The organism is Bradyrhizobium jicamae (assembly GCF_018130215.1).
GTDB lineage: Bacteria > Pseudomonadota > Alphaproteobacteria > Rhizobiales > Xanthobacteraceae > Bradyrhizobium > Bradyrhizobium jicamae_A.
In genome coordinates this window covers 78,629-101,916 of record NZ_JAFCKQ010000027.1, presented here as the reverse complement: position 1 = coordinate 101,916, position 23,288 = coordinate 78,629, and the positions used below count along the sequence as shown (strand labels likewise).

The following is a 23,288-nucleotide window of genomic DNA, read 5'->3' as shown; positions in this document are numbered from 1 at the left end:
ATGACGGTGACAAAAGAGCCCAGTCTCGCCGGGGAGAGCACGTATAAGCCGTAACCCATCGCGCAGGGAAAGCCGGGTTGTTCCCGGTTACACCTGTGGTCCTACCCCCGTGCTTTCTACATTGCACGGGGCCCATGGGTGCGATCGGCACCCGGCTTTCCCTGCGCCCTCTGCTCAAGGAGAGGGCGGAACGAAATGCAAAGCTCGGACAAATCGTGTCGCGAGAATGCGGATGCACGGCGCGACGACACCGTGTCTGGTTTGCAGTGCTCAAATCCTCCCAGATCACATCAGCTTCAATCCGCCGTCTGCTCCCGCAGCCGCTGCGCGTAGACGTTGATGATCAGCGCGGCGAGCAGGATCAGGCCGCGGATCAGGATCTTCAGGAAGCTGTCGATATTGACGTGGTCGAGGCCGTTGTTGAGCACGCCGAGCACGAACAGGCCGACGATGGTGTTGCCGATGCCGCCGCGGCCGCCGAACAGGCTGGTGCCGCCGACCACCACGGCCGCGATGGAGTCGAGCAGATAGGTGTCGAACTCGTTCTGCTGCGCGCTGCCGAAATGCGCGACCCCGAGCATCCCGCCGATGCCGGAGCATACCGCCGAGATCACCATCACGCAGCCGAGGATCAGCTTGACGTTGAGGCCGGAAAACTCCGCAGCCTCGCGATTGCCGCCGACCATGTAGACGTAGCGGCCGAACCGTGTGTAGGTCAGCACCAGATGGCCGCCGAGCAGCATCACCGCCGCGACGATCACGATCCAGGGGATGCCGCCGATCGAGCCCGAGCCCAGCGTCGAAATCAGGGACGGCACCTTGTAGGCGATCTGGCCGCGCACCAGCAGCGCCGAGACGCCGGCCGCAATCTGCATCATGGCGAGCGTCATGATGAAGGAGGGGATGCCGATCATCGTCAAGCCCAGCGCGTTGACGAGGCCGAGCAGCGCGCACAGCGCCAGCGCCAGCAGGATCGCGACGAAGCCGGGCAGCGGGACGTTGGCGATGTTGACGTAGGATTCCTGCAGCGTGAAGTAGGCGACGGCAATGCCGGTGACGTTGGCGATGCTGGCGATCGAGAGATCGATCTCGGCGCAGAGGATCACGAAGGTGAGGCCGACGGCGATGATTCCGGTGACGGACACCTGAGTCAGGATGTTGCCGACATTGTCGATGGTGGCGAAGGACGGGCTTGCGACCGCGAAGAAGGCGCTGAGGAAGATCAGCGTCAGGAACGGCGCGATGTTGCGCATCTGCGAGCGCAGGAAGGACCCAAGTCCGTGCGGCCGCTTGTGATCCGCCGAAACCGTCGTGCCGTCACCGCTTGCCATCGATCGTCTCCCTCAAGCGCGATGAGTTGGTCATCGCGCTCTATCCATTTGTTTGAGCATGATCTCCGCGCAAACGCGTTCCGCGTCTGTCGCGAGGGAAAACCGCTTCGCACTTTTCCGGATCATGCTCTACGCGGCCTCCAGCAGCCGGTCCTTGCTGACCGCTTCGCCCGCAAATTCACGCACCACCGCGCCGCGCTTCAGCACCAGGATCCGGTCGGCCAGCGACAGCACCGTTTCCGGCTCGGTCGACAGCACGATGATCGCAAGACCCCTGGCACGGAGATCGCGCACGATGTTGATCACGTCGTTCTTGGCGCCGACATCCATGCCGCGCGTCGGCTCGCACAGCACCAGCAAGCGCGGCGGATAGGTCAGCCATTTGGCCAGCGCCACCTTCTGCTGATTGCCGCCGGAGAGCATACCGAGATCGAGGCCGACGACCGGCGGCCTGATCTGCAATTGCTCGACCTGGCGCTGGGCGATCGCACGCTCGGTCATCGGCTTGAGCAGCAAGGCGGAGATCCGATCGAGGACGCTGATCGAGATGTTCTTGTAGACCGGCTCCTGGTGGAACAGCATCGCGCGCCGGCTCTCCGGCACCAGCGCGACGCCCGCGCGGCGCGCCGCCGCGGTGCTGCGGAATGTTCTGGCGGTGCCGTCGACCATCAACGCTCCGCCGTCCGGCCTCAGCTTGCCGAACAGGATGCGCGACAGCTCCAATTGGCCGCAGCCCATGAAGCCGTAGACGCCGAGCACCTCGCCGGCGCGGGCCTCGAACGAGACATCCTGAAGGCTGCGGCCGAGGGAAAGCTTGTCGACCTTCAGCACCACCGAACCGTGGCCGGAGGGCTCGAGCATGCGGTCCTCGGTGTAGCTGTGCTCCAGCGCCTCGCCGCCGCGGCCGATCATCGCCTCGATCAGCGCGCCCTTGGTGGTGTCGGCGGAAGCTGTTTCCGCGACCTTCCGCCCGTTGCGGAACACGGTCACGGTATCGGAGACCCGCAGGATGTCCTCGATGAAATGCGAGATGAAGACGATGCTGGTGCCTTGCTCGCGCAGCTTCCGCAGCGTCGTGAACAGGCGTTCGACCTCGGGCGGGGAGAGCGCCGAGGTCGGTTCGTCCAGGATGATGATGCGCGCGCCCGAGAACAGCACGCGGGCGATCTCGATCAACTGCTGCAGGCCGATCGGCAGGTCGCCGAGCCGCGTCATCGGATCGACGTTGATGCCGAAGCGGGCGAGCTGCTCTCCGGCCTCGCGCGCCATCCGCCGCCACTGCACGAGGCCGAGGCGGCTGGTCGGCTGGTTGCCGAGGAAGACGTTCTCGGCGACGCTGAGATCAGGGGCCACGCTGAGCTCCTGGTGCACCATGCCGATGCCGGCCGCATGCGCATCCCGGGTCGAGCGGAAGCGCGTCTCCTTGCCGTCGAGCATGAAGCGGCCGGAAAATTCATGGTGCACGCCGGCGATGATCTTCATCAGCGTGCTTTTTCCAGCGCCGTTCTCGCCGACGAGACCATGGATCTCGCCGGCATAGAGCGCAAAGTCGACCCCACGAAGGGCTTCGACACCGCCGAAGGCCTTCGTGATCTGGTTCAACGCCAGGATCGGGGAACGTCCCTCCGACATGAAGGCCGCTCAGATCAGGAAGTGATCCTCCATCCACTGCATGCCGGGGGCGTTCGCCTTGGTGACGACGGGACCGTCGGTCACGACGTTCTTCGGGATTCCCTGGCCGCTCTTCTCGCCGCCGACCACGGCCGCCACACCCGCGACGATCGCGCCGCCATGGATGCGGCAGGACGGATTGCGTACGGTCGCGAACATGCGGCCCTCGCTGACCGCCTGGATCGCCGGCGGCATGGCGTCGACGCCGCCGATCAGGATGCTGGTGCGGTTGTGCGCCTTCATGATGTTGTAGGCGGCGAGCGCCATGTCGTCATTGTGGAAGAACGCCGCGTCGATCTGCGGATATTTCGTCAGATAGGTTTCCCAGAGGCGGGCGGTCTTGGAGACGTCCCAATCGGCGGGCTGGGTGTCGAGCACCTCGATGTTGGGGAATTGCTTGACGACCGAATTGAAGCCCTTGGCGCGGCCCTGGGCGCCGGTATGGCCGAGCGCGCCCTGGGTCATGATGATCTTGCCCTTGCCGCCCATCGCGTTGCAAAGCGCCTGCGTCACGGAGGCGCCCATGAACTCGTTGTCGGGCGCGAGGAACGAGTGCACGTTGATTTGATCAAGAGGAGCAATAAGCGTGTCCATGTCGATGACCGGCGTGCCGGCGTCGATCATCTTCTGCACCGGCTGGGTGAGGGTGCCGATGCCGAACGCCTGGATCGCGACGAAGTCCCACTTCTGCGACGCCATGTTGTCGATCGCGGCGCGCTGCTTGACGGCGTCGAGCTGGCCGTCGAACCAGGTGACTTCGACATTGAACAGCTTGCCCCAGAACTCGGCGGCCTGCTTGCCCTGCGCGCACCATGTCGCCTGCAGCCCGGCGTTGGAGAAGGCGGCCTTGAGCGGCTTTTCCGAGCGGCCCATTTCAGCCGCGAGCGCGGGGGTCACTCCCATTCCGCCGAACAGCGCCGCAGCCGCTCCGCCGGCTGCAGCGATTTGCAGAAGGTCGCGCCTTGTCGTCGACGAATTGTCCATCCCTGGCATTGTTGCTTGCTCCCTCATTGGTTTTTCTGGCCGTCGGCGTCAGTTGCACGCGCCGCGGATCAAGGGAGTGTGTCACAATCGGAACGGCCGCGCTACCGGCTCTGCTGGTCTGCGTGTTGCTGGACGATATCAGCGACGTCGCCAAGCAACTTGTGCCACGCAGCATCGATCTCCGCCGACCATTCTTCGCCGATCAGCTCGCGCAGCGTTGCCGCGATCACGCCGAAGAAGGCGACGAACAGCTCACGCGGCGTGCCGTACGCATCGTGCGACGATACCTCGCATTCGATCAGCCGGAAATGTCCGCTGCGTTCGCCGGCGAGATCGAGCAACGCCTCGATCGTGAGCGAGAGCATCGAGCCCTTGACCGGCGCGCTGCCCTCGGTGCGAAACATCGCCTGTGCTTCGGGATGCTCGCGAAACAACCGCGCATAGACCAGCGGCGTCAGATCATCGCAGCGCGCCGCTGCGAGCTCGAAGCTGCGTTCAACAGGACTGGCTGATGACGTCATTGCCGTTGCGATCATCACACAAAAATCATCACACAAAAAAAAGAGCAGGGCTCCAAGCCCTGCTCCAAAAATTGTGTCGACCCTATTTGCCCCAAAAATTCGGATTGATCTTGATTGATGGGGTGACGCTGCTTATGCGCGTCGGGCTCCTCCCGAGACTTGGACCACCAGGACACGCCTTGCGGCTGGCCTGAGGCCGAATTGGTAGACTATCTTTTTTCGCTTGTCATCATTTTCGGCAACGATTGTTCAAATTTCGAGCATTTTGCGAAATGATTGGGATTTTACCAGTATCGGTTGCAGAGAGGGCTTGAAAACCCGTTATGGGGTAAAGGGATACGGCCGCCTTCGCTGCCCGATCCGCCGCCATTGAAATGGTGCCACACTCGGCAAATTTCGTCCCATGGGAATAAGCCGGTCGTCGCCGCCGTCTCGACTTCCGGTAGCCGGGATGATTAGTCTCGTTCGGAATGGGTGTTGCGATGCGCCGGCGGCTGAAGAAGTTTCTGCCCATAGTCATGGTTGCGCTGCTGGTGCAGATTTTTGCACCGATCGGCGCCTGCTGGGCGGCGAGCCTCGCCGCTTCGGATCCGCTCGCCGGCGCCACCATCTGCCACGGCGGTGCTAGCCCGGGAAATGGACAGTCCGACCAGACCGGTCATCGGGCCCATGACGGCTGTTGCTCGGTCTGCAGCGTGCTGCAGACCGGCGCGCCCGTGGATGCCCCGCGGATCGAGCCGGTCGTCGTCGAGCGGTCGCTTGCGCGGATCGCCTGGCAGGGCCACGCGCCGAGCATTCTCGGTTCCGCAAGATATTCTCCCGCGCAGGCCCGGGCTCCGCCGTCTCTGTCGTAAAGCGTCGCGGCCGTCGGCCGCCAAGACCTTTGCGCATCAATGCCTGCGGAGATTCCAATGCTGATCCGTCACGCGCGCGCGGCCCTGCCAGGGCTCGCCATCGCGCTCGTTCCCTTGTCGGCAAGCACAGCCCACGAGATCGTGGGCAATCGCTTCTTTCCAGCCACGCTCGCCGTCGACGATCCCGGCGTCAACGACGAGCTCTCGTTGCCGACCGTCGACAGCTTCAACACCGGCGACGATCCGTCGGTTCGCCAGCGCGACTTCTCGGGCGAATTCTCCAAGCGCATCACGGAAGCCTTCGCGATCTCGGTTGGCTCGACTTACAGCGTCCTCAGTCCGCCCGGGGGGCCTACCGGAATCGGCGCCCACGGTTTCCAGAACCTCGAGACGACCTTCAAGTACCGTGTCTTCAAGGACCCGGCGCATGAGTTCGTCATGTCGGTCGGCCTGAGTATCGAATGGGGCGGCACCGGTTCCGATCGTGTCGGAGCCGATCCGTTCAACACCTACACGCCCACCGTCTTCTTCGGAAAGGGCCTTGGCGATCTGCCTGACACCGTGTCATGGCTGCGCCCGGTCGCGGTCACCGGACAGGTAGGCTACGCCGTGCCTGGCAGACATTCGACCACCATCGTCGGGATCGATCCGGACACCGGCGCGCCGACCGCCGACACCGAATTTCATCCCACAGTGCTGAACTGGGGTGGAACGATCCAGTACAGCATGCCTTACCTGAAATCCGCGGTTGTAGATCTGGGGCTGCCGGATGTCGTCAATCACATGATCCCGCTGGTCGAGGCCTCGCTCCAGACCCCGGTCGCGAACACAATGACCTCCGGTACGATCACGACCGGAACCATCAATCCCGGCGTTATCTGGGTCGGCAACACCTATCAGCTTGGAGTCGAGGCGCTCATCCCGATCAATCGGCAAAGCGGGACCCATGTCGGCGTGATCGCGCAACTCCATCTCTATCTTGACGACATCGATCCCAACGGCATCGGTCGGCCGATCTTCGGCGCGGCGGTGCAGCCCGCCAGTCCGTTTGGAAGGAATTGATCATGCGACGCTCAGCTCTGATCTGGATCGTTGCGCTGCTGTTGTCGTTTACCGCCGGCAGGGCGGACGCCCACGCCTTGCTCGATCGCGCCGAACCGCGCGTTGGCAACAAGGTCGCCAGCGCGCCGCGCGAGGTGACGCTGTGGTTCACGCAAAAGCTGGAGCCGGCGTTCAGCGGCATGACCGTGACCAACGCCGCCGGCGAGCGCGTGGACACCGGTAAGGCGCGCGTCGGTGGCAATCAGATGTCGATCCCGCTCCGGCCGGGCGGCAACGGCACCTATCATGTCAATTGGCACGTTCTGTCGGTCGATACACACACGACGGACGGGAGCTTCACGTTTCAGGTCGGTCAGTAGAGCCAGGGTGAGGCAATGGACTGGCTTGGGTCAGGCGGACCGATGATCGCAACGCGCGCGATCCATTTCTCCGCGACCGCAGTCACGGCCGGCGCGCTGCTCTTTCGGGCGGTGATCGCGGAGCCGGTGCTTGGCGAAGAAGGCGCGGTCGCCGACGTTTTCCGCTCGCAGATTCGATGCGTGGCCGGGATCGGCCTGCTCGTCGCCGGTCTGTCGGGAATACTCTGGCTTTTGCTGCAGGCCGCGTCGATGAGCGGACGTCCGTTTGGTGAGCCGGGCGTGCTGTTGACGGTCCTGAATGAAACCCAGTTCGGCGAGGTCGCCGAGCTCCGCGCCGCTTTGGCGATCGTGCTGGGCGCAGCTCTGGCCTGGGATCGTCGCCTTGGTGGAAGGAATTGGCTCGCCGTGGTCGCTGCGCTTGGCCTGATCGCGAGCCTGGCGTGGACCGGTCATGCCGGCGCAACGCCTGGCGAAGCCGGCACCTTGCATGTCGCGGCGGACGTGCTGCATCTCTGTGCCGCTTCTGCCTGGATTGGTGGCCTCCTGTCGTTGATCCAGTTTTACGCGACGGCGCGTCGCGCGAGGCTGATGGCAAGCATCGTCCGGGCGACGAGGCGGTTCTCGATCGTGGGTATCGCGAGCGTGGCAATCCTGACGCTGACCGGTATCGTCAACGCCTATTTCCTGGTCGGCTCGCTGCACGCGCTGATGGCAACCGAATATGGCCGGCTGCTGATTCTGAAGCTCATCATGTTCGCGATCATGCTGGTATTTGCCGCGATCAACCGGGTGTGGCTGACGCCTCGGCTTGCCTTGTCCGAGAGCGGGGCGCTGCGCTGGCTCGCACGCAACAGCGCGGTCGAACTCGGTCTCGGTCTGGCCATCCTCGCGCTCGTCGGACTTCTCGGCACACTGCATCCCGCCATTCATCTCGTTGAGCCATGACGTCACAGCAGCAACAAGAGAAGAGCTCGAGAAACCGCGATTTGGACGTCGCGACTGCCCTCGACTTTGGGCAGGCGAGATGTTTAATGGGCCACGGATGGGTGTTGCGATGCGCCGGCGGCTGAAGAATTTTCTGCCCATAGTCATGGTTGCGCTGCTGGTGCAGATTTTTGCGCCGATCGGCGCCTGCTGGGCGGCGAGCCTTGCTGCGTCGGACCCGCTGGCGGCCGCGAGCATCTGCCACGGCGCTGCAAGCCCGGGAAATGGGCAATCCGACCAGACCGGTCATCGGGCCCATGACGGCTGTTGCTCGATCTGCAGCGTGCTGCAGACTGGCGCACCGGTGGATATCCCGCAGATCGAGCCGGTGGCTGTCGTTCGCACCGCGAGCCAACTCGCCTGGCACGATTTCGCTTCCGACTTCGACCGCGCTCCGGCCGGATCGCATGCGCAGGCCCGCGCGCCACCGTTCCTGTCCTGACCACGATCTCGCTGCCGGCGCCCTTGCGAGCCGGCGAGTGCCATTGAGCGAGCCGGCCGAAGAGCCGGTGTCAGGATTAATCCATGTTTCGCCATCATGCCCTTGGAGGCGTGAGCGTCGTTGCCATCCCGGCGACGCTGCTGGCGTCTGCCGGGATCGCCAGCGCACAAAGCGGCGAGAAGGTGCTGCCGCCGGTCACGGTCGAATCGCATCCGCCAGCCCCGCGGCCTGCGCACAATCCCGTCCGTCCGACGCCAGTCGCCCGGCAGCACACGGTGCCGACCGCGGCCGCGCAGAACCGTCCGGTGGTGGTCGTCACGACGGAAGGCGCTGATAGCAACGGTTCGCTCGGGACGCCGCCTGCGGTGAGCCGGTTCCAGTTGCCGCAGAAATCGTTCAGCGTCACCTCGAAGCAGATCGACGAGACCATCAACCTCAAGGACCCCGAGGACGCCGTCAAATACCTGCCGAGCCTGTTCGTGCGGAAACGCAACGACGGCGACAACCAGGCCGTGCTGGCGACGCGGAGCTGGGGCGTCAATTCGAGCGCGCGAACGCTGGTCTATTACGACGATCTCCTGATCTCGGCCCTGATCGGCAACAACAATACCAATGCGTCGCCGCGCTGGAACCTGATCTCGCCGGAGGCGATCGGCCGGATCGATTTCCTCAACGGCCCGTTCGCGGCCGCTTATCCCGGCAATTCGATCGGCGGCGTGCTGCTGATCTCGTCGAAGATGCCCGACAAGCCGTTTGCCGTGGCCAAGGAGACGGTGTCGGTGATGCCGTGGGATCAATACGGCACCAAGGACGTCTATCCGACAAGTCAGACCAGTGCCGCGGCCGGCAACCGCGAGGGCAAGCTGTCCTGGCTGGTTTCGGCCAACTATCTCGACACGTTCCAGCAGCCGCTGACCTATACGACCAACGGCACGCTTCCGGCGGGCACCACCGGCGCGTTCTCCGCGCTTAACAAGCAGGGCGTACCGGCGGACGTGGTGGGGACCGGCATCCTCGCCCATTCGCAGCAGACGTCGGCCAATCTGCGTCTCGCCTACGATGTCACGCCGCTCGTGCGGGCGACTTATTCGCTCGGCATCTGGAACAACCACCAGGTCTCCGATCCCCAGACCTATCTGCGCTCGGCCGCGACGGGGGCGGCGACCTTTGCCGGCATCTCGGGCTTTGCCACCGCCAAATACATCTGGGACCAGACGCAACTGAGCAACGCGGTCTCGCTCAAGAGCGACACCAAGGGCGTCTATGATTTCGACATCTCGGCCTTGAGCTACAACTATCTCCAGGACACCCAGCTCAATCCATTCACGGTCGCCGCAGCCGGGACGGGCTTCTCGTCGAACGGCAAGATCACCCGGATGGACGGCACCAACTGGCAAAATGTCGACGCCAAGGGAATCTGGCGGCCGTTTGGATTTGACGGGCCGCAGGAGATCAGCTTCGGCATTCACGGTGATCGCTATGATCTGGAGAATCCGGTCTATGCATCGTCGGTCTGGAACGCGACGTCATCGACCGGTACCGGGGCGCTCTATTCGAGCGGCTCCGGCGAAACGCGGACCGGTGCGCTGTGGCTGCAGGATGCCTGGAAGCTTACGCCGGATCTGAAACTGACCCTGGGCGGACGGCTCGAGAGCTGGCAGGCGCTCGACGGCTTCAACCTCAACACCACGGCGACCAGCGCCGGCGTGATCACGTCGACCGCCGCGATCAACCAGCCCGGGCTCAGCTCGACCAACTTCTCGCCGAAGGCGTCGGTGTCGTTCGATCCGAACAAGGACTGGAACATCACCGCCAATTTCGGCGAGGCCTACCGCTATCCGACCGTGACCGAGCTCTATCAGAACCTCACGGTCGGCGGCGTCGCCACCTTTGCAAATCCCTTCCTCAAGCCGGAGCAGGATTTCACCGGCGAGCTGAACATCGAGCGCAAATGGGTCGACGGCAGGGTCCGTCTGACCCTGTTCTCCGAGCGGACCAACGACGCGATCATCTCGCAGACCAACCTCGTGACCAATCCGGCCACGGGCGCGCAAACGCCGACCACCGTCGTCAGCAATGTCGATGCGATCCGGATGCAGGGCGTCGAGCTCTCGGCCGAGAAGGACAATGTGTTCGTCACGGGTCTTCAGTTGTTCGGCAGCGTTACCCATGTCGATTCGAAGATCCTGGCGGATGCGAGCTGGGCCGGCACCAATCCGTTGACGGGCCTGCCGACCACCGTCGTCGGCAAGCACGTTCCCTATGTGCCGGACTGGCGCGCCAAGGTCGGCGTGACCTATCGGCCGAACGAGAGCTGGGCCTACACGGTCGCAGCACGCTACAGCGGCAAGCAGTATTCGACGCTTGATAACACCGACGTCATTTCCCACGTCTACGGCGCGTTCGACAATTTCTTCGTCGTCGACATGAAGATCCATTACAACGCGACGAAGAATTTCGCGTTCGATTTCGGCATCGATAACATCTTCAACGAGCAGTATTTCCTGTTCCACCCGTTCCCGGGCAGGACCTTTGTCCTGGCCGGGAAATACACCTTCTGAGCTGGCCGGCCATCGGCAACAACAAGGGAGCTTCAATCATGAAAAACACTCTGGCTGGACTGGCCGCGATGCTGGCGCTGGTCTTCGTCGCGCCTGCTTCCGCCGAGGACGTCAAGGCGGGCGATCTCGTGGTCTCGCAGGCCTGGGCCCGCGCCACGCCGAACGGCGCCAAGATCGGCGGCGGCTACCTAACGATCGAGAACAAGGGAAGTGCGCCGGATCGGCTGCTTGGCGGCTCCGGCGATGTCGCCAGCAAGATGGAGATCCACGAGATGGCGATGGACAATGGCGTGATGAAGATGCGTCCGCTCGACAAGGGCCTGACCATCGAGCCTGGCAAGACGGTGAAGCTCGCGCCCGGCGGCTACCATCTGATGATGTTCGACCTCAAGAGCCCGCTGAAGCAGGGCGAGAAGGTGCCGGTCACGCTCGAGTTCGAGAAGGCCGGCAAGGTCAGTGTCTCGCTGGATGTGCAGGCTGTCGGTGCCCAGGCGCCTGCTGGAGGTGACCATTCCGGTCACATGGACATGAAGAAGATGTGAGGCCACAGATGAGGACGCACATATCAGCCATCGTCGCGGTCGCGACGCTCGCGATGGCGCCGGCGATGGCGCATATCACGCTCGAGGGGAAGCAGGCGGCGATCGGCTCGTCCTACAAGGCCGTGTTCGCCGTGCCGCATGGCTGCGCGGGTTCCGCGACGACAAAGATCCGGGTGCAGATCCCTGAAGGCGTGATCGCGGTCAAGCCGATGCCGAAGGCGGGCTGGAACGTCGAATCGATCAGCGGAAAATATGCGACCGAGTACGAGTATCACGGGCGCAAATTCTCCGAGGGCGTGACGGAGGTGGACTGGAGCGGCGGCAAGCTTTCGGACCAGAACTACGATGAGTTCGTGATGCACACATTCCTCACGGACACGCTGAAGCCCAACACCACGCTGTACTTCCCGGTCGTCCAGGAATGCGAGCAGGGTGTCAGCCGCTGGATCGAGATTCCGGCCGAAGGGCAGGGCGGTCAGGATCGCGGCAGCAAGTGGCCGGCGCCGGGCGTCAAGCTGCTGCCGAAGTCGTGATGCCGATGCGGCTGGTCTCGAGCCTTGCCGCGCTGCTTGTCGCGGTGTGTCTTGCAACCGCGGCTCAGGCGCACGCCGTCCTGATCAGTGCCGATCCGGTCGACGGCAGCGTGCTGGCGCAAGCGCCGAAGGTGCTGGTGCTCCGCTTCAACGAGGCGGTAGCGCCGACTGCCGTGAGTCTGCTCGATGCCGCCGGCAGGCCGCGCGATGTCTCGATCCGTGCCGTCGACGAATCCGTGGAAGTCACGCTGCCCGCGGATTTGCCGCAGGGCACCCACGTCATCAGCTACCGCGTCGTGTCGCAGGATGGGCATCCCGTCGCCGGCTCGCTGCTGTTCTCGATCGGCGTCGAAACCGGCACCGCGGTGCCCTCGGGCGCCGATGAGATCGATCCACTGATCTGGCTGGCGCGGATTGCGGTCTATCTCGGGCTGTTCGCCGGCGTCGGCGGCGTGTTCTTCGCCGCATGGATCGCCCGGGCGCCGGCCGGCGGTCGCGTCATCCTGGGATCGCTCGGCGTCGGCCTGGTCGGCGCGATCGCCTCGCTCGGCCTGCAGGGCGTGGAATTGCTCAACCTGCCGCTGGCAGGACTTGTGAGGCGCGCGGCGTGGGACAGTGCGCTTGCCACCAGCCTCGGGCCTTCGATGTTGATTGCAACGGCCGCAATGCTGATCGCAGCAACCGGGTGGCGAAGTTCGACGGTTCGGACGGCTCGGACCTGGAGCGCCGTTGCAATCATCGGCGTCGGCCTGGCGCTCGCCGCGAGCGGGCACGCGGCCACAGCTTCGCCGCAATGGCTGACACGACCGGCGGTATTCGTCCACGGCGTCGGTCTCGCTTATTGGCTGGGTGCCCTGGTGCCGCTGGCCACGCTGGCGTGGCAACGAAACGAGACGCTGCCGTGGGCGCTCAAGAGCTTTACGGCAGCGGCCATGCCGGTGGTTGGGCTGATTGCGCTGACGGGATTGACGCTCGCATTCGTCCAACTCGACAGCCTTGGCGCGCTGATCGACACGCGATACGGCAACATCCTTGCGCTCAAGCTCGCCCTGGTCATGTTGCTGCTGATGCTGGCGGCGCTGAACCGGTTCGTGCTTGCGTCATCAGTCACGCGCAGCATCAGCCGCGCAGGGTCCTTGCTGCGGTCGATCGCGGCCGAATGTGCGCTTGCAGTTGCGATCCTGGCGCTGGCGGCGGGCTGGAGCTTCACGCCCCCGCCGCGCGCGCTGGCGATGTCGGCCGATAATGTTCCACTCGCGGTCCACATCCACACCGACGCAGCGATGTTCCAGGTGTTGATCGCGCCGGGCAAGGTCGGCCAGAACGATTTCGTGCTGCAATTGATGAACGGCGATGCCAGTTCATTTGCCGCCAAGGAGGCGACGCTGACGCTGAGCCTGCCGGCGCGCGGCATCGAGCCGATCGACCACGGCGCGACGCTGGGACCCGACGGTTATTGGCACGTGAACAAGGTATCGTTGCCGTTTCCCGGCCGCTGGCACATGCAGATCGGCGCCCTGGTGACCGATTTTAAGAAAGTGACGCTGGAAGACGATTTCGAAGTCAGGTAGAGCGGAGCGCGCGTGGCGGGCGGTTTTGCGCGTACGCAAGGCGATCAAATGGCCGAAAATCGCCTGATTTGACGGGTTTTTGGCTTTTGGCGGCCTTGTGTTTTTGCACCCGATCCGGTTTCACTGCAGCTCTTCCGATGCCCCCCTGATTCCCGAGTAACCACATGCGATTGTCGCGGTTTTTCCTGCCCATCCTGAAAGAGAACCCGAAAGAGGCGGAGATCGTCTCGCATCGCCTGATGCTGCGCGCGGGCATGATGCGGCAGGAGGCGGCCGGCATCTACGCCTGGCTGCCGCTCGGCTTCCGGGTGCTGAAGAAGATCGAGCAGATCGTGCGCGAGGAACAGGACCGCGCAGGCGCGCTCGAGCTGTTGATGCCGACGCTGCAGCTCGCCGATCTCTGGCGCGAGAGCGGCCGCTACGACGCCTACGGCCCGGAGATGCTGCGCATCCTCGACCGTCACAAGCGCGAGCTGCTGTACGGACCGACCAACGAGGAGATGATCACCGAGATCTTCCGCTCCTACGTCAAGTCCTACAAGAACCTGCCGCTCAACCTCTACCACATCCAGTGGAAGTTCCGCGACGAGCAGCGCCCGCGCTTCGGCGTGATGCGCGGCCGCGAATTCCTGATGAAGGATGCGTATTCGTTCGACCTCGACGAGGCCGGGGCGCGGCGCTCCTACAACAAGATGTTCGTGGCCTACCTGCGCACCTTTGCACGGATGGGCCTGAAGGCAATTCCGATGCGGGCCGAGACCGGCCCGATCGGTGGCGACCTCAGCCACGAATTCATCGTGCTGGCCGAAACCGGCGAGTCCGGCGTGTTCTGCGACAAGGACGTGCTCGATCTGCCGATCCCGCCCGACGACGTCGACTATGACGGCGATCTCAACCCGATCATCAAGCAGTGGACCTCGCTTTACGCCGCCACCGAGGACGTCCACGACGCCGCGCGGTTCGAGAGCGAGGTGCCGGCGGAGAAGCGGGTCAACACTCGCGGCATCGAGGTCGGCCAGATCTTCTATTTCGGCACCAAATATTCCGACAGCATGAAGGCGCTGGTCGCGGGCCCCGACGGCGTCGACGTGCCGATCCATGGCGGCTCCTATGGCGTCGGCGTCTCGCGCCTGGTCGGCGCGATCATCGAGGCCTGCCACGATGATGCCGGCATCAAGTGGCCCGAGGCGGTCGCGCCGTTCCGCGCAGCGATCCTCAACCTCAAGCAGGGCGACGCCGCGGTCGATGGCGCCTGCGAGAAGCTCTACCGCGAGCTGACGGCGAAGGGTGTCGACGTGCTCTATGATGACACCGACCAGCGCGCCGGTGCGAAGTTCGCCGCGGCTGATCTGATCGGTATCCCCTGGCAGATTCTCGTCGGCCCCAAGGGCCTCGCTGACGGCAAGGTCGAGGTGAAGCGTCGCAGCGACGGCTCACGCGAGAACATGAGCCCCGCTGACGTGGTGGCGAAGCTCGCGGGTTAATAATTCACCGCGCGCCGTCCCGCGGGGTAATCCGGCCACATTTGGCCCGAATCATGGGATTATCGACAGATGGATGAGACCATGAAAGAACCAGTCCGTACCCCGCCTTTTGCGCCATTCGAGTGGCTGCTGTCCGGACGCTACTTGCGCGCTCGCCGCAAGGAAGGGTTCATCTCGGTCATTGCCGGCTTTTCGTTCCTCGGCATCATGCTCGGCGTTGCGACGCTGATCGTCGTGATGGCCGTCATGAACGGCTTCCGCAAGGAACTGCTGGACAAGATCCTCGGCCTCAACGGGCACCTCCTGGTGCAGCCGCTGGAGTCTCCGCTGACCGATTGGAAGGACGTCGCCGACCGCATCAGCCAGGTTCCGGGTATCCGCCTCGCGGCGCCCGTGGTCGACGGGCAGGGGCTCGGCTCCTCGCCGTTCAATGCGGCCGGCGTCTTCATCCGCGGCATCCGTGCCGACGATCTCAACAAACTCACCTCGATCGCCAAGAACATCAAGCAGGGCTCGCTGGAGGGATTTGACGAGGGGCAGGGCGTCGCGATCGGCCGCCGGCTCGCCGACCAGCTCTCGCTGCATGCCGGCGACAGCATCACGCTGGTCTCGCCGAAGGGCGCCGTGACGCCGATGGGCACCACGCCGCGGATCAAGCCCTACAAGATAACGGCGGTGTTCGAGATCGGGATGTCGGAATACGATTCCACCTTCGTGTTCATGCCGCTCGCGGAGGCGCAAGCCTATTTCAACCGCAACAACGACGTTTCCTCGATCGAGGTATTCACGACCAATCCCGACAAGATCGACACCTACCGCAAGCTGGTGACCGAGGCCGCAGGGCGGCCGGTGTTCCTGGTCGACTGGCGGCAGCGCAATTCGACCTTCTTCAACGCGCTTCAGGTCGAGCGCAACGTGATGTTCCTGATCCTGACCATGATCGTGCTGGTCGCGGCGCTCAACATCGTCTCCGGGCTGATCATGCTGGTGAAGGACAAGGGGCAGGACATCGCGATCCTGCGCACCATGGGCGCCTCGCAGGGCTCGATCATGCGGATATTCCTGATCACCGGCGCCTCGATCGGGGTGGTCGGGACGCTGACCGGCTTTTGCGTCGGCATGCTGATCTGCCTGAACATCGAATCCATCCGGCAGTTCCTGTCGTGGCTCACCAACACCGAACTGTTCTCGCCCGAGCTCTACTTCCTCTCCAAGCTGCCGGCCGAGGTCGATTTCGGTGAAACGCTGGCCGTGGTGATCATGGCGCTGACGCTTTCCTTCCTCGCGACGCTCTATCCGTCGTGGCGCGCCGCGCGCCTCGATCCGGTCGATGCGCTCCGGTACGAGTGAGGGCGCACATGGCGGAGGGGGCGGAAGATGTGCCGGTCATCTATCTTCACGACATCAAGCGGGAATACAGGCAGGGCGAAGCGACGCTGACGATCCTGAACGGCGCCAAGCTCGCGCTGTGGCCCGGGCAATCGGTGGCGCTGGTGGCGCCGTCGGGATCGGGCAAGTCGACCCTGCTGCACATCGCCGGGCTGCTGGAAAGCCCTGATGACGGCGAGGTCTATGTCGCGGGAACGCCGACCTCGCAATTGTCGGACACCGATCGCACCCGGATCAGGCGCACCGACATCGGCTTCGTCTATCAGTCGCACCGGCTGCTGCCGGAATTCTCCGCGCTCGAGAACGTCATGCTGCCGCAGATGATCCGCGGCCTGAAACGTTCCGAAACCGTCAAGCGATCGACCGAGATCCTGGCCTATCTCGGGCTAGGCGATCGCATCACGCATCGGCCGGCGGAGCTGTCGGGCGGCGAACAGCAGCGCGTGGCGATCGCGCGCGCGGTCGCCAATGCGCCGCGGGTGCTGCTGGCGGACGAGCCGACCGGAAACCTCGACCCGGCTACGGCCGATCACGTCTTCAACGCGCTGATGCAGCTCGTGAAGGCGACACGGGTCGCGATGCTGATCGCGACCCACAACATGGATCTCGCCGCGCGGATGGATCGCCGCGTGTCGCTGTCGAACGGACAGGTCGTCGAGATGGGCTAGTAGGGCGCGCGCTTGCGTCGCGCAGGTGCCCGTTGCCGATCGATCGACGGTCCGGCGTAATATGGGTTGTTGAAGCACATCGCGGGAAGGCCGGATGCCACCGCCCGGCACTGCTCGAGCGATATATAGCCGCAGTCGGTATCCTCGCCGCCCCATCGATAGTTGGTCTTGCAGACCGGAGAGGTCGAATCGTACTTCTGCGCGCTCGCCGGCGCGGTCGCGACCGTGGACAGGGCCAGGAGTGCGGCCGAAAGTGCCAGAACCGGGCTACGCATCCGAAATCTCCGTCGACCAGGCGCGCGCAATCTTCGTCGACTGCGCTTGCGCGGACGGAGCAAGCACCGCGCCGCGGCCCTGCGTCAACTCACGTATCCGCGTCGCGGTCGCAAGCCCGTCTGTCAGTGGATGAAGAGGTCGAAGAAGCCGCGATCAGGGCGCTCCCGCGGAGGGACGTTGATGTAGGATCGCGGGTCATTGTCGCCGGCATAGTAGGGGTTGGCGATGCAATTTTGGCCAATGCCGGACGCGGTGGCCTGGCACGCTTCATATGTCTCAAACGTGCAATAGCTGAGACCGGGATAGCGGTCGCCCTGCATGCAAAAAGGATAGCGCACACCGACGGCCTGCGCGGGAGTGACGGCGAACGCCACGAGCGAGAGCGTGATCCCCGACGCCGCAGCAAAAATCCTTGTCCGCATCTGCATTCCCTTGCTGGCAAGACTCGCGTGTTGCAACGATCCAAACCGGACGAGCAAGTTCCCGTCAACACCATCACACCGCAAGACGCACACGCAGATTTGAATAGTGAAACCTTTGCGGCGAACGTGCGGCGAAAAGTGCGAAAAATGCCTGTAACACAGCATTAACTTACAATTTGAACAAAGCCGTTTGGGGCGGTCTGTTGCAGCGAAGTTACAGCAATTTCGTCCGAGGCTGGTATGAGCCTGTAACGCGGCCTTGGGGGCCAGTACAAAAAGTTGGAACGGGAACAATGAAAAAGGTTTTGCTTGTCACGGCTAGTCTGATCGCGCTCGGCGCGGTTGCGCCGGCTTCCGCGGCTGATCTCGCGGCTCGGCCTTACACCAAGGCGCCGCCGATGATTCAGGCCGCCTATGACTGGAGCGGTTTCTATATCGGTATCAACGGCGGTTGGGGTTCGAGCCACAACAGCTGGACCAACAACGCGGTCGGCGGCGTTCCCTTCGCTCCGCTCGGCGAAGGCAGCCATGACGCGACCGGCGGCACGGTCGGTGGCCAGATCGGCTACCGCTGGCAGTCGGGTGGCTGGGTGTTCGGCCTCGAAGCTCAGGGCAACTGGGCTGACTTCAGCGGCTCCAACGCCAGCCTGGCGTTCGCTGGTCTCAACAACCGCACCAAGATCGACTCGTTCGGCCTCTTCACCGGCCAGATCGGTTATGCCTGGAACACCACCTTGCTCTACGTGAAGGGCGGTGGCGCGGTCACCGACAGCAACTACAAGGGCTTCACGGCGGCGACGGGCGCGCTGGTTGACAGCGCTTCCGACACCCGCTGGGGCGGCACCGTCGGTGTCGGTCTTGAATGGGCGTTCGCTCCGAGCTGGTCGGCTGCGGTTGAGTACGACCATCTGTTCATGGGCAACAACAACTACACCCTGGTCACCCCGGCTGGCGCCAACAGCCGCACCGACAACATCAAGCAGGACGTCGACCTCGTCACCGTCCGCCTGAACTACAAGTTCGGTGGCCCGGTCGTCTCGCACTACTAATCGCTCGCTCAATCAAGCAGCGTGGAAAGCCCCGGGCCTCGGTCCGGGGCTTTTTCGTTGCGGCCGTGGCTGGTTGCGTTCGCCGGATTGACCATCGGTCCCGATCCCGCGATCGGCGCGACGCGGCACACTTCTGGCGCGGCGGGGAAGTGGACAGCATCTTTGGTTTTGCCAGCGAGCATGAAACGCTGGAATGGGTCCGGGACAAGTCGCAGGGCTGGTTGCCGGAGAATAAAAGCAAAAAGGCCGCCAACTGAGGCGGCCTTAATGTTGGGTTTTGGCTAGCTCCTCTATCTCTTCGACAAGCTGGCGCAACTCTACGATTGAGAAGGCTTTAAGGGCGCCTTGGACGCGCTCATGCAACTGCCTAAGCTCGTCTTCGTCATCGTTCTTAGGCTTGTGAATGATCTCTCGCTGAGTATCGGCATACTCTTGAGCGGCGTCCTTGGCCTGCTCGGTGAGCGCCGCGTCATCGAGTTCTCGTCTCTCTCGACTCATGCTCAATATGTTGGCACAAACTGCATAGCCACTGAAGAGGCGGGCCTGTTCGCTGCCAACTCCCGCCACGATTAACCAAGCAAATTCTTTCGGGGTCAGTTTTCAAACTGACCCACTACCCACGCTTGACTCTGAGAACGAAAAAGGAACAATGTTCTTCATATGTTCCAGCTCAGGGAGGCGGCCATGTTGAGGATTTTCGTGGAAGAGGCGGCAGCGCTCGCGTCGATCACGCTGTTCGTCGGGATGCTTGCGGTCTGGGCCCAGCTGTTCAGCCAGTTCTAGGAATGTGCCAGCTCATACAGGGGCATAGCCTGGCCCTGGGGATAAGCGGGAGGGCGGAGCGCCTTGCGGCGTTCCGCGTGGACTTGAGGTGGACGAGGCCTCACCATGGCAGGGCGAGTCGAGCCTGAGGCCTTGGCGTCAGGGTTGGCACTCGCTCGATCCCCTGATGCAGAGTTTCCAAGAGCAGCCATGTCGAATGCCGGATTCGTTCATCTTCACGTCCATTCGGCCTATTCGCTACTGAAGGGCTCGATCAAGATCGCCAAGCTTGGCGAGCTTGCGAAAGCCGACCGCCAGCCGGCGCTGGCGTTGACCGACACCGACAACATGTTCGGTGCGCTGGAATTCTCCGACAAGATGGCCGGCTACGGCATCCAGCCGATCGTCGGCTGCGAGCTTGCGGTGGATTTCGGCGACGTCGACCCCACAGCGCGCAGCGTGCTGGCGGCGGGGCCGGCGCGAATCGTGCTGCTGGCGGCGCGCGAGCGCGGCTACCGCAGCCTGATGCGGCTGAACTCGCGCGCGTTCCTGGAGACGCCGGTCAACCAGACCCCGCACATCAAGTTCGACTGGCTGACCGACGACGCCGAGGACCTGATCGCGCTGACGGGCGGCCCCGATGGACCGATCGCACTGGCGCTCGGCGCCGACCAGGCGGCGCTGGCCGCCACGCGCTGCGACCGTTTGGCCAATCTGTTCGGCAACCGCCTCTATGTCGAGCTGCAACGCCATGGCGTCGACAAGGAGCGCCGCACCGAAGCCGGCCTGATCGATCTGGCGTATGCCAAGGGCCTGCCGCTGGTCGCGACCAACGAACCGTATTTCGCCAGCACCGACGATTACGAGTCGCACGATGCGCTGCTCTGCATCGCCGGCGGTCATCTGATCGCCGAGACCAATCGCTCGCAATTGACACCCGATCACCGCTTCAAGACCCGCGCGGAAATGGCTGTTCTGTTCGCCGACATCCCGGAGGCGCTGGCCTCGACGGTCGAGATCGCCGAGCGGTGCTCGTTCCGGCCGAAGACGCGCAAGCCGATCCTGCCGTTCTTCACCGTCGGTGCCGCGCAGAGCTCGGATGCCGCCGCCGACGAAGCCGCCGAGCTGAAGCGTCAGGCGGAGGAGGGCCTCGCCAGGCGCCTTGAGGTGCACGGCCTGTCGCCGGGCATGACGGAAGAGGACTACGCCAGGCGGCTCGCCTTCGAGCTCGACGTCATCACCCGCATGAAATATGCCGGATACTTCCTGATCGTGTCCGACTTCATCAAATGGGCGAAGGCGCAGGGCATTCCGGTCGGGCCAGGCCGCGGCTCGGGCGCGGGCTCGCTGGTCGCGTGGGTCCTCACCATCACCGACCTCGATCCGATGCGTTTCGCGCTGCTGTTCGAGCGCTTCCTCAATCCCGAGCGCGTGTCGATGCCGGACTTCGACATCGACTTCTGCCAGGATCGCCGCGGCGAGGTGATCCAGTACGTGCAGCAGCGCTATGGCCGCGACCAGGTGGCGCAGATCATCACCTTCGGTACGTTGCAGGCGCGCGGCGTGCTGCGCGATGTCGGCCGCGTGCTGCAGATGCCCTATGGCCAGGTCGACAAGCTCACAAAACTGGTACCGCAGAATCCCGCCGCACCCGTGACGCTTGCGCAGGCGATCGAGGGCGAGCCCAAGCTGCAGGCGTTCCGCGACGAGGATCCCGTGGTGGCGCGCGCCTTCGACATCGCCCAGCGCCTCGAGGGCCTGACCCGCCACGCCTCGACGCATGCGGCCGGCATCGTGATCGGCGATCGCCCCCTGAGCGAGCTGGTGCCGCTCTACCGCGATCCGAAATCGGACATGCCGGTGACCCAGTTCAACATGAAGTGGGTCGAGCCCGCGGGCCTCGTGAAGTTCGACTTCCTCGGCCTCAAGACGCTGACGGTGCTCGATGTCGCGGTAAAGCTGCTCAAGCAGCGCGACATCGATGTCGATCTCGCGACGCTGCCGATCGACGATGCACCGAGTTACCAGATGCTGGCGCGGGGCGACGTGGTCGGCGTGTTCCAGGTGGAAAGCCAGGGCATGCGCCGTGCGCTGATCGACATGCGTCCGGACCGTTTCGAGGACATCATCGCGCTGGTGGCGCTGTATCGACCCGGCCCGATGGCGAACATCCCGACCTATTGCGCGCGCAAGCACGGCGACGAGGAGCCGGAATACCTGCATCCGATCCTGGAGCCGATCCTGAAGGAGACCTTCGGCGTCATCATCTACCAGGAGCAGGTGATGCAGATCGCGCAGGTGATGGCCGGCTATTCGCTTGGCGATGCCGACCTGCTGCGCCGCGCGATGGGCAAGAAGATCCGCGCCGAGATGGAGAAGCAGCGCGCGATCTTCGTCGCCGGCGCGACCAAGAACGGCGTGCCGAAGGGCCAGGCGGATACGATCTTCGAACTGCTCGCCAAGTTCGCCGACTACGGCTTCAACAAGAGCCACGCGGCCGCCTATGCGCTGGTGTCGTACCACACCGCCTACATGAAGGCGCATTACCCGGTCGAATTCCTCGCGGCGTCGATGACGCTCGAACTCAACAACACCGACAAGCTCTCCGAATTCCGTTCCGAGGCGCAGCGGCTCGGCATCAAGGTCGAGGCGCCGAACATCAACCGCTCCGGTGCGACCTTCGAGGTCGGCGACAAGACGATCTACTACGCGCTCGCAGCGTTGAAGGGCGTCGGCATCCAGGCGGTGGAGCAGATCATCGAGGAGCGCAAGAAGGGCGCGTTCACCTCGCTCGCCGATTTCGCCGCGCGGGTGAGCCCGCGCGCCATCAACAAGCGCATCATCGAGAGCCTTGCAGCCGCCGGGGCGTTCGACACGCTCGAACCGAACCGCGCGCGGGTGTTCGCAGGCGCGGATGCGATCCTAGCCGCGTGCCAGCGCAGCCATGAGGCCGCGACGTCGGGACAGAACGACATGTTCGGCGGTGCGGCGGATGCGCCGAGCATCATCCTGCCGCAGGTCGAGCCGTGGCTGCCTGCCGACCGGCTGCGCCGCGAATATGATGCGATCGGCTTCTTCCTGTCGGGCCATCCGCTCGACGACTATGCGACGGCGCTGAAGCGGCTGCGCGTGCAGTCCTGGGCGGAGTTCTCGCGCGCGGTGAAGACCGGCGCGACCGCGGGCAAGGTGGCGGCCACGGTGGTGTCGCGCATGGAGCGGCGCACCAAGACCGGTAACAAGATGGGCATCATGGGCCTGTCGGATCCGACCGGCCATTTCGAGGCGGTGCTGTTCTCCGAGGGGCTTGCGCAATATCGCGACGTGCTGGAGCCGGGCGCGGCGGTGCTGCTGCAACTCGGCGCCGAGTTGCAGGGCGAGGACGTCCGGGCGAGGGTGCTGCATGCCGAGCCGCTGGATCAGGCCGCTGCCAAGACGCAGAAGGGCCTGCGCATCTTCGTGCGCGACACCAAGCCGCTCGATTCGATCGCGCGCCGGCTCAACATGCCGGAGGCGGCGCCCGCGCCGGGAGGTGCTGCAAAGCCGCCTGCCGGCAAGCCGGCCGCGGCGTCCGTGCCGCTCGCTGGCGCCGACGGTGACGTTTCGCTGGTGATGATGCTCGACCTCGAGACCGAGGTAGAGATGAAGCTGCCCGGCCGCTACAAGGTCTCGCCGCAGATCGCCGGCGCGATCAAGGCGGTCGCCGGCGTCGTCGACGTGCAGACGCTGTAGCGCGATCGCCACCGGTATCACACGGTCACGCTTCGCGCCGGGCGCCCTTGCAACCGCATCGTGTCGCTGACATGGTCGATCCCGGGCGAGTTCT

The 23,288-nt window shown here is 64.1% G+C and carries 21 protein-coding genes; 14 read left to right on the top strand and 7 right to left on the bottom strand.

The window, feature by feature from the left end; genetic code table 11:
- Positions 1-296 precede the first annotated feature (296 nt).
- The 4 genes from JQ586_RS25620 to JQ586_RS25605 form a co-directional block, all read right to left on the bottom strand.
- Positions 297-1,331: an ABC transporter permease gene (locus JQ586_RS25620; protein ID WP_212397384.1), complete on the bottom strand. Its 1,035-nt coding sequence runs from the start codon at positions 1,329-1,331 to the stop codon at positions 297-299.
- Positions 1,332-1,460: 129 nt separating this feature from the next.
- On the bottom strand, positions 1,461-2,963 hold the full coding sequence (locus JQ586_RS25615; protein WP_212397383.1) for a sugar ABC transporter ATP-binding protein: 1,503 nt from the start codon (positions 2,961-2,963) through the stop codon (positions 1,461-1,463).
- 9 nt (positions 2,964-2,972) lie between these two features.
- A complete protein-coding gene (locus JQ586_RS25610) occupies positions 2,973-3,986 on the bottom strand; it encodes a sugar ABC transporter substrate-binding protein (protein WP_409334542.1) in 1,014 nt (337 codons plus the stop codon).
- A gap of 101 nt (positions 3,987-4,087) precedes the next feature.
- A complete protein-coding gene (locus JQ586_RS25605) occupies positions 4,088-4,507 on the bottom strand; it encodes a globin (protein WP_212397395.1) in 420 nt (139 codons plus the stop codon).
- A gap of 482 nt (positions 4,508-4,989) precedes the next feature.
- Between JQ586_RS25605 and JQ586_RS25600 the strand changes: the two genes are divergently transcribed.
- The 12 genes from JQ586_RS25600 to JQ586_RS25545 all read left to right on the top strand — a co-directional run bounded on the left by JQ586_RS25600 (position 4,990) and on the right by JQ586_RS25545 (position 16,956).
- Complete coding sequence (locus JQ586_RS25600; protein ID WP_212397381.1) at positions 4,990-5,361, top strand: DUF2946 domain-containing protein; 372 nt, start codon at positions 4,990-4,992, stop codon at positions 5,359-5,361.
- A gap of 57 nt (positions 5,362-5,418) precedes the next feature.
- The gene (locus JQ586_RS25595; RefSeq protein ID WP_212397380.1) at positions 5,419-6,423 is read left to right on the top strand and encodes a hypothetical protein; all 1,005 of its coding nucleotides are present in this window, start codon (positions 5,419-5,421) and stop codon (positions 6,421-6,423) included.
- Between the two features lie 2 nt (positions 6,424-6,425).
- On the top strand, positions 6,426-6,782 hold the full coding sequence (locus JQ586_RS25590) for a copper resistance CopC family protein (RefSeq protein WP_212397379.1): 357 nt from the start codon (positions 6,426-6,428) through the stop codon (positions 6,780-6,782).
- Positions 6,783-6,824: 42 nt separating this feature from the next.
- Positions 6,825-7,727, top strand: a complete 903-nt coding sequence (gene copD / locus JQ586_RS25585) for a copper homeostasis membrane protein CopD (RefSeq protein ID WP_249148117.1) — start codon at positions 6,825-6,827, stop codon at positions 7,725-7,727.
- Between the two features lie 79 nt (positions 7,728-7,806).
- On the top strand, positions 7,807-8,208 hold the full coding sequence (locus JQ586_RS25580; protein ID WP_249148114.1) for a DUF2946 domain-containing protein: 402 nt from the start codon (positions 7,807-7,809) through the stop codon (positions 8,206-8,208).
- Positions 8,209-8,291: 83 nt separating this feature from the next.
- Entirely contained in the window at positions 8,292-10,769 is a 2,478-nt protein-coding gene (locus JQ586_RS25575; RefSeq protein WP_212397377.1) for a TonB-dependent receptor, read from the top strand.
- 38 nt (positions 10,770-10,807) lie between these two features.
- The gene (locus JQ586_RS25570) at positions 10,808-11,311 is read left to right on the top strand and encodes a copper chaperone PCu(A)C (protein ID WP_212397376.1); all 504 of its coding nucleotides are present in this window, start codon (positions 10,808-10,810) and stop codon (positions 11,309-11,311) included.
- An 8-nt stretch (positions 11,312-11,319) separates the two neighbouring features.
- The gene (locus JQ586_RS25565; protein WP_212397375.1) at positions 11,320-11,844 is read left to right on the top strand and encodes a YcnI family protein; all 525 of its coding nucleotides are present in this window, start codon (positions 11,320-11,322) and stop codon (positions 11,842-11,844) included.
- Complete coding sequence (locus JQ586_RS25560; RefSeq protein ID WP_312017020.1) at positions 11,844-13,415, top strand: copper resistance protein CopC; 1,572 nt, start codon at positions 11,844-11,846, stop codon at positions 13,413-13,415. The genes JQ586_RS25565 and JQ586_RS25560 overlap by 1 nt, the downstream gene beginning before the upstream one ends.
- Positions 13,416-13,579: 164 nt before the next feature.
- On the top strand, positions 13,580-14,899 hold the full coding sequence (gene proS, locus JQ586_RS25555) for a proline--tRNA ligase (protein WP_212397374.1): 1,320 nt from the start codon (positions 13,580-13,582) through the stop codon (positions 14,897-14,899).
- Positions 14,900-14,968: 69 nt separating this feature from the next.
- Positions 14,969-16,249 (top strand): lipoprotein-releasing ABC transporter permease subunit, encoded by a 1,281-nt coding sequence (locus JQ586_RS25550; protein WP_212397373.1) that lies wholly within the window; start codon positions 14,969-14,971, stop codon positions 16,247-16,249.
- Positions 16,250-16,257: 8 nt separating this feature from the next.
- Complete coding sequence (locus JQ586_RS25545; protein ID WP_212397372.1) at positions 16,258-16,956, top strand: ABC transporter ATP-binding protein; 699 nt, start codon at positions 16,258-16,260, stop codon at positions 16,954-16,956.
- On the opposite strand, the gene JQ586_RS25540 is transcribed toward JQ586_RS25545, so the two are convergent.
- Together JQ586_RS25540 and JQ586_RS25535 are read right to left on the bottom strand one after the other, a co-directional pair.
- Positions 16,953-17,231 (bottom strand): DUF3551 domain-containing protein, encoded by a 279-nt coding sequence (locus JQ586_RS25540; protein ID WP_212397371.1) that lies wholly within the window; start codon positions 17,229-17,231, stop codon positions 16,953-16,955. The two genes, JQ586_RS25545 and JQ586_RS25540, sit on opposite strands and share 4 nt — an antisense overlap.
- Before the next feature lie 123 nt (positions 17,232-17,354).
- Positions 17,355-17,654, bottom strand: a complete 300-nt coding sequence (locus JQ586_RS25535) for a DUF3551 domain-containing protein (RefSeq protein WP_212397370.1) — start codon at positions 17,652-17,654, stop codon at positions 17,355-17,357.
- 293 nt (positions 17,655-17,947) lie between these two features.
- Here JQ586_RS25535 and JQ586_RS25530 point away from each other — a divergent pair, with 293 nt between their 5' ends.
- Positions 17,948-18,703: an outer membrane protein gene (locus JQ586_RS25530; protein WP_212397369.1), complete on the top strand. Its 756-nt coding sequence runs from the start codon at positions 17,948-17,950 to the stop codon at positions 18,701-18,703.
- Positions 18,704-18,967: 264 nt separating this feature from the next.
- Here the strand turns inward: JQ586_RS25530 and JQ586_RS25525 are convergent, their stop codons facing one another.
- Positions 18,968-19,201, bottom strand: coding sequence for a hypothetical protein (locus tag JQ586_RS25525; RefSeq protein ID WP_212397368.1), 234 nt, complete (start codon positions 19,199-19,201; stop codon positions 18,968-18,970).
- Positions 19,202-19,675: 474 nt separating this feature from the next.
- Between JQ586_RS25525 and dnaE the strand changes: the two genes are divergently transcribed.
- Positions 19,676-23,194 carry a DNA polymerase III subunit alpha gene (gene dnaE, locus JQ586_RS25520; protein ID WP_212397367.1) on the top strand — a complete coding sequence of 1,173 codons (3,519 nt, stop codon included), beginning with the start codon at positions 19,676-19,678 and terminating at the stop codon, positions 23,192-23,194.
- Positions 23,195-23,288 lie beyond the last annotated feature (94 nt).

Bases quoted from the DNA above. Each gene is read 5' to 3' on its own strand.
- JQ586_RS25620 (WP_212397384.1), bottom strand. From the start codon at position 1,331: ATGGCAAGCGGTGACGGCACGACGGTTTCGGCGGATCACAAGCGGCCG.
- JQ586_RS25615 (WP_212397383.1), bottom strand. From the start codon at position 2,963: ATGTCGGAGGGACGTTCCCCGATCCTGGCGTTGAACCAGATCACGAAG.
- JQ586_RS25610 (WP_409334542.1), bottom strand. From the start codon at position 3,986: ATGGACAATTCGTCGACGACAAGGCGCGACCTTCTGCAAATCGCTGCA.
- JQ586_RS25605 (WP_212397395.1), bottom strand. From the start codon at position 4,507: ATGACGTCATCAGCCAGTCCTGTTGAACGCAGCTTCGAGCTCGCAGCG.
- JQ586_RS25600 (WP_212397381.1), top strand. From the start codon at position 4,990: ATGCGCCGGCGGCTGAAGAAGTTTCTGCCCATAGTCATGGTTGCGCTG.
- JQ586_RS25595 (WP_212397380.1), top strand. From the start codon at position 5,419: ATGCTGATCCGTCACGCGCGCGCGGCCCTGCCAGGGCTCGCCATCGCG.
- JQ586_RS25590 (WP_212397379.1), top strand. From the start codon at position 6,426: ATGCGACGCTCAGCTCTGATCTGGATCGTTGCGCTGCTGTTGTCGTTT.
- copD (WP_249148117.1), top strand. From the start codon at position 6,825: ATGATCGCAACGCGCGCGATCCATTTCTCCGCGACCGCAGTCACGGCC.
- JQ586_RS25580 (WP_249148114.1), top strand. From the start codon at position 7,807: ATGTTTAATGGGCCACGGATGGGTGTTGCGATGCGCCGGCGGCTGAAG.
- JQ586_RS25575 (WP_212397377.1), top strand. From the start codon at position 8,292: ATGTTTCGCCATCATGCCCTTGGAGGCGTGAGCGTCGTTGCCATCCCG.
- JQ586_RS25570 (WP_212397376.1), top strand. From the start codon at position 10,808: ATGAAAAACACTCTGGCTGGACTGGCCGCGATGCTGGCGCTGGTCTTC.
- JQ586_RS25565 (WP_212397375.1), top strand. From the start codon at position 11,320: ATGAGGACGCACATATCAGCCATCGTCGCGGTCGCGACGCTCGCGATG.
- JQ586_RS25560 (WP_312017020.1), top strand. From the start codon at position 11,844: ATGCCGATGCGGCTGGTCTCGAGCCTTGCCGCGCTGCTTGTCGCGGTG.
- proS (WP_212397374.1), top strand. From the start codon at position 13,580: ATGCGATTGTCGCGGTTTTTCCTGCCCATCCTGAAAGAGAACCCGAAA.
- JQ586_RS25550 (WP_212397373.1), top strand. From the start codon at position 14,969: ATGGATGAGACCATGAAAGAACCAGTCCGTACCCCGCCTTTTGCGCCA.
- JQ586_RS25545 (WP_212397372.1), top strand. From the start codon at position 16,258: ATGGCGGAGGGGGCGGAAGATGTGCCGGTCATCTATCTTCACGACATC.
- JQ586_RS25540 (WP_212397371.1), bottom strand. From the start codon at position 17,231: ATGCGTAGCCCGGTTCTGGCACTTTCGGCCGCACTCCTGGCCCTGTCC.
- JQ586_RS25535 (WP_212397370.1), bottom strand. From the start codon at position 17,654: ATGCGGACAAGGATTTTTGCTGCGGCGTCGGGGATCACGCTCTCGCTC.
- JQ586_RS25530 (WP_212397369.1), top strand. From the start codon at position 17,948: ATGAAAAAGGTTTTGCTTGTCACGGCTAGTCTGATCGCGCTCGGCGCG.
- JQ586_RS25525 (WP_212397368.1), bottom strand. From the start codon at position 19,201: ATGAGTCGAGAGAGACGAGAACTCGATGACGCGGCGCTCACCGAGCAG.
- dnaE (WP_212397367.1), top strand. From the start codon at position 19,676: ATGTCGAATGCCGGATTCGTTCATCTTCACGTCCATTCGGCCTATTCG.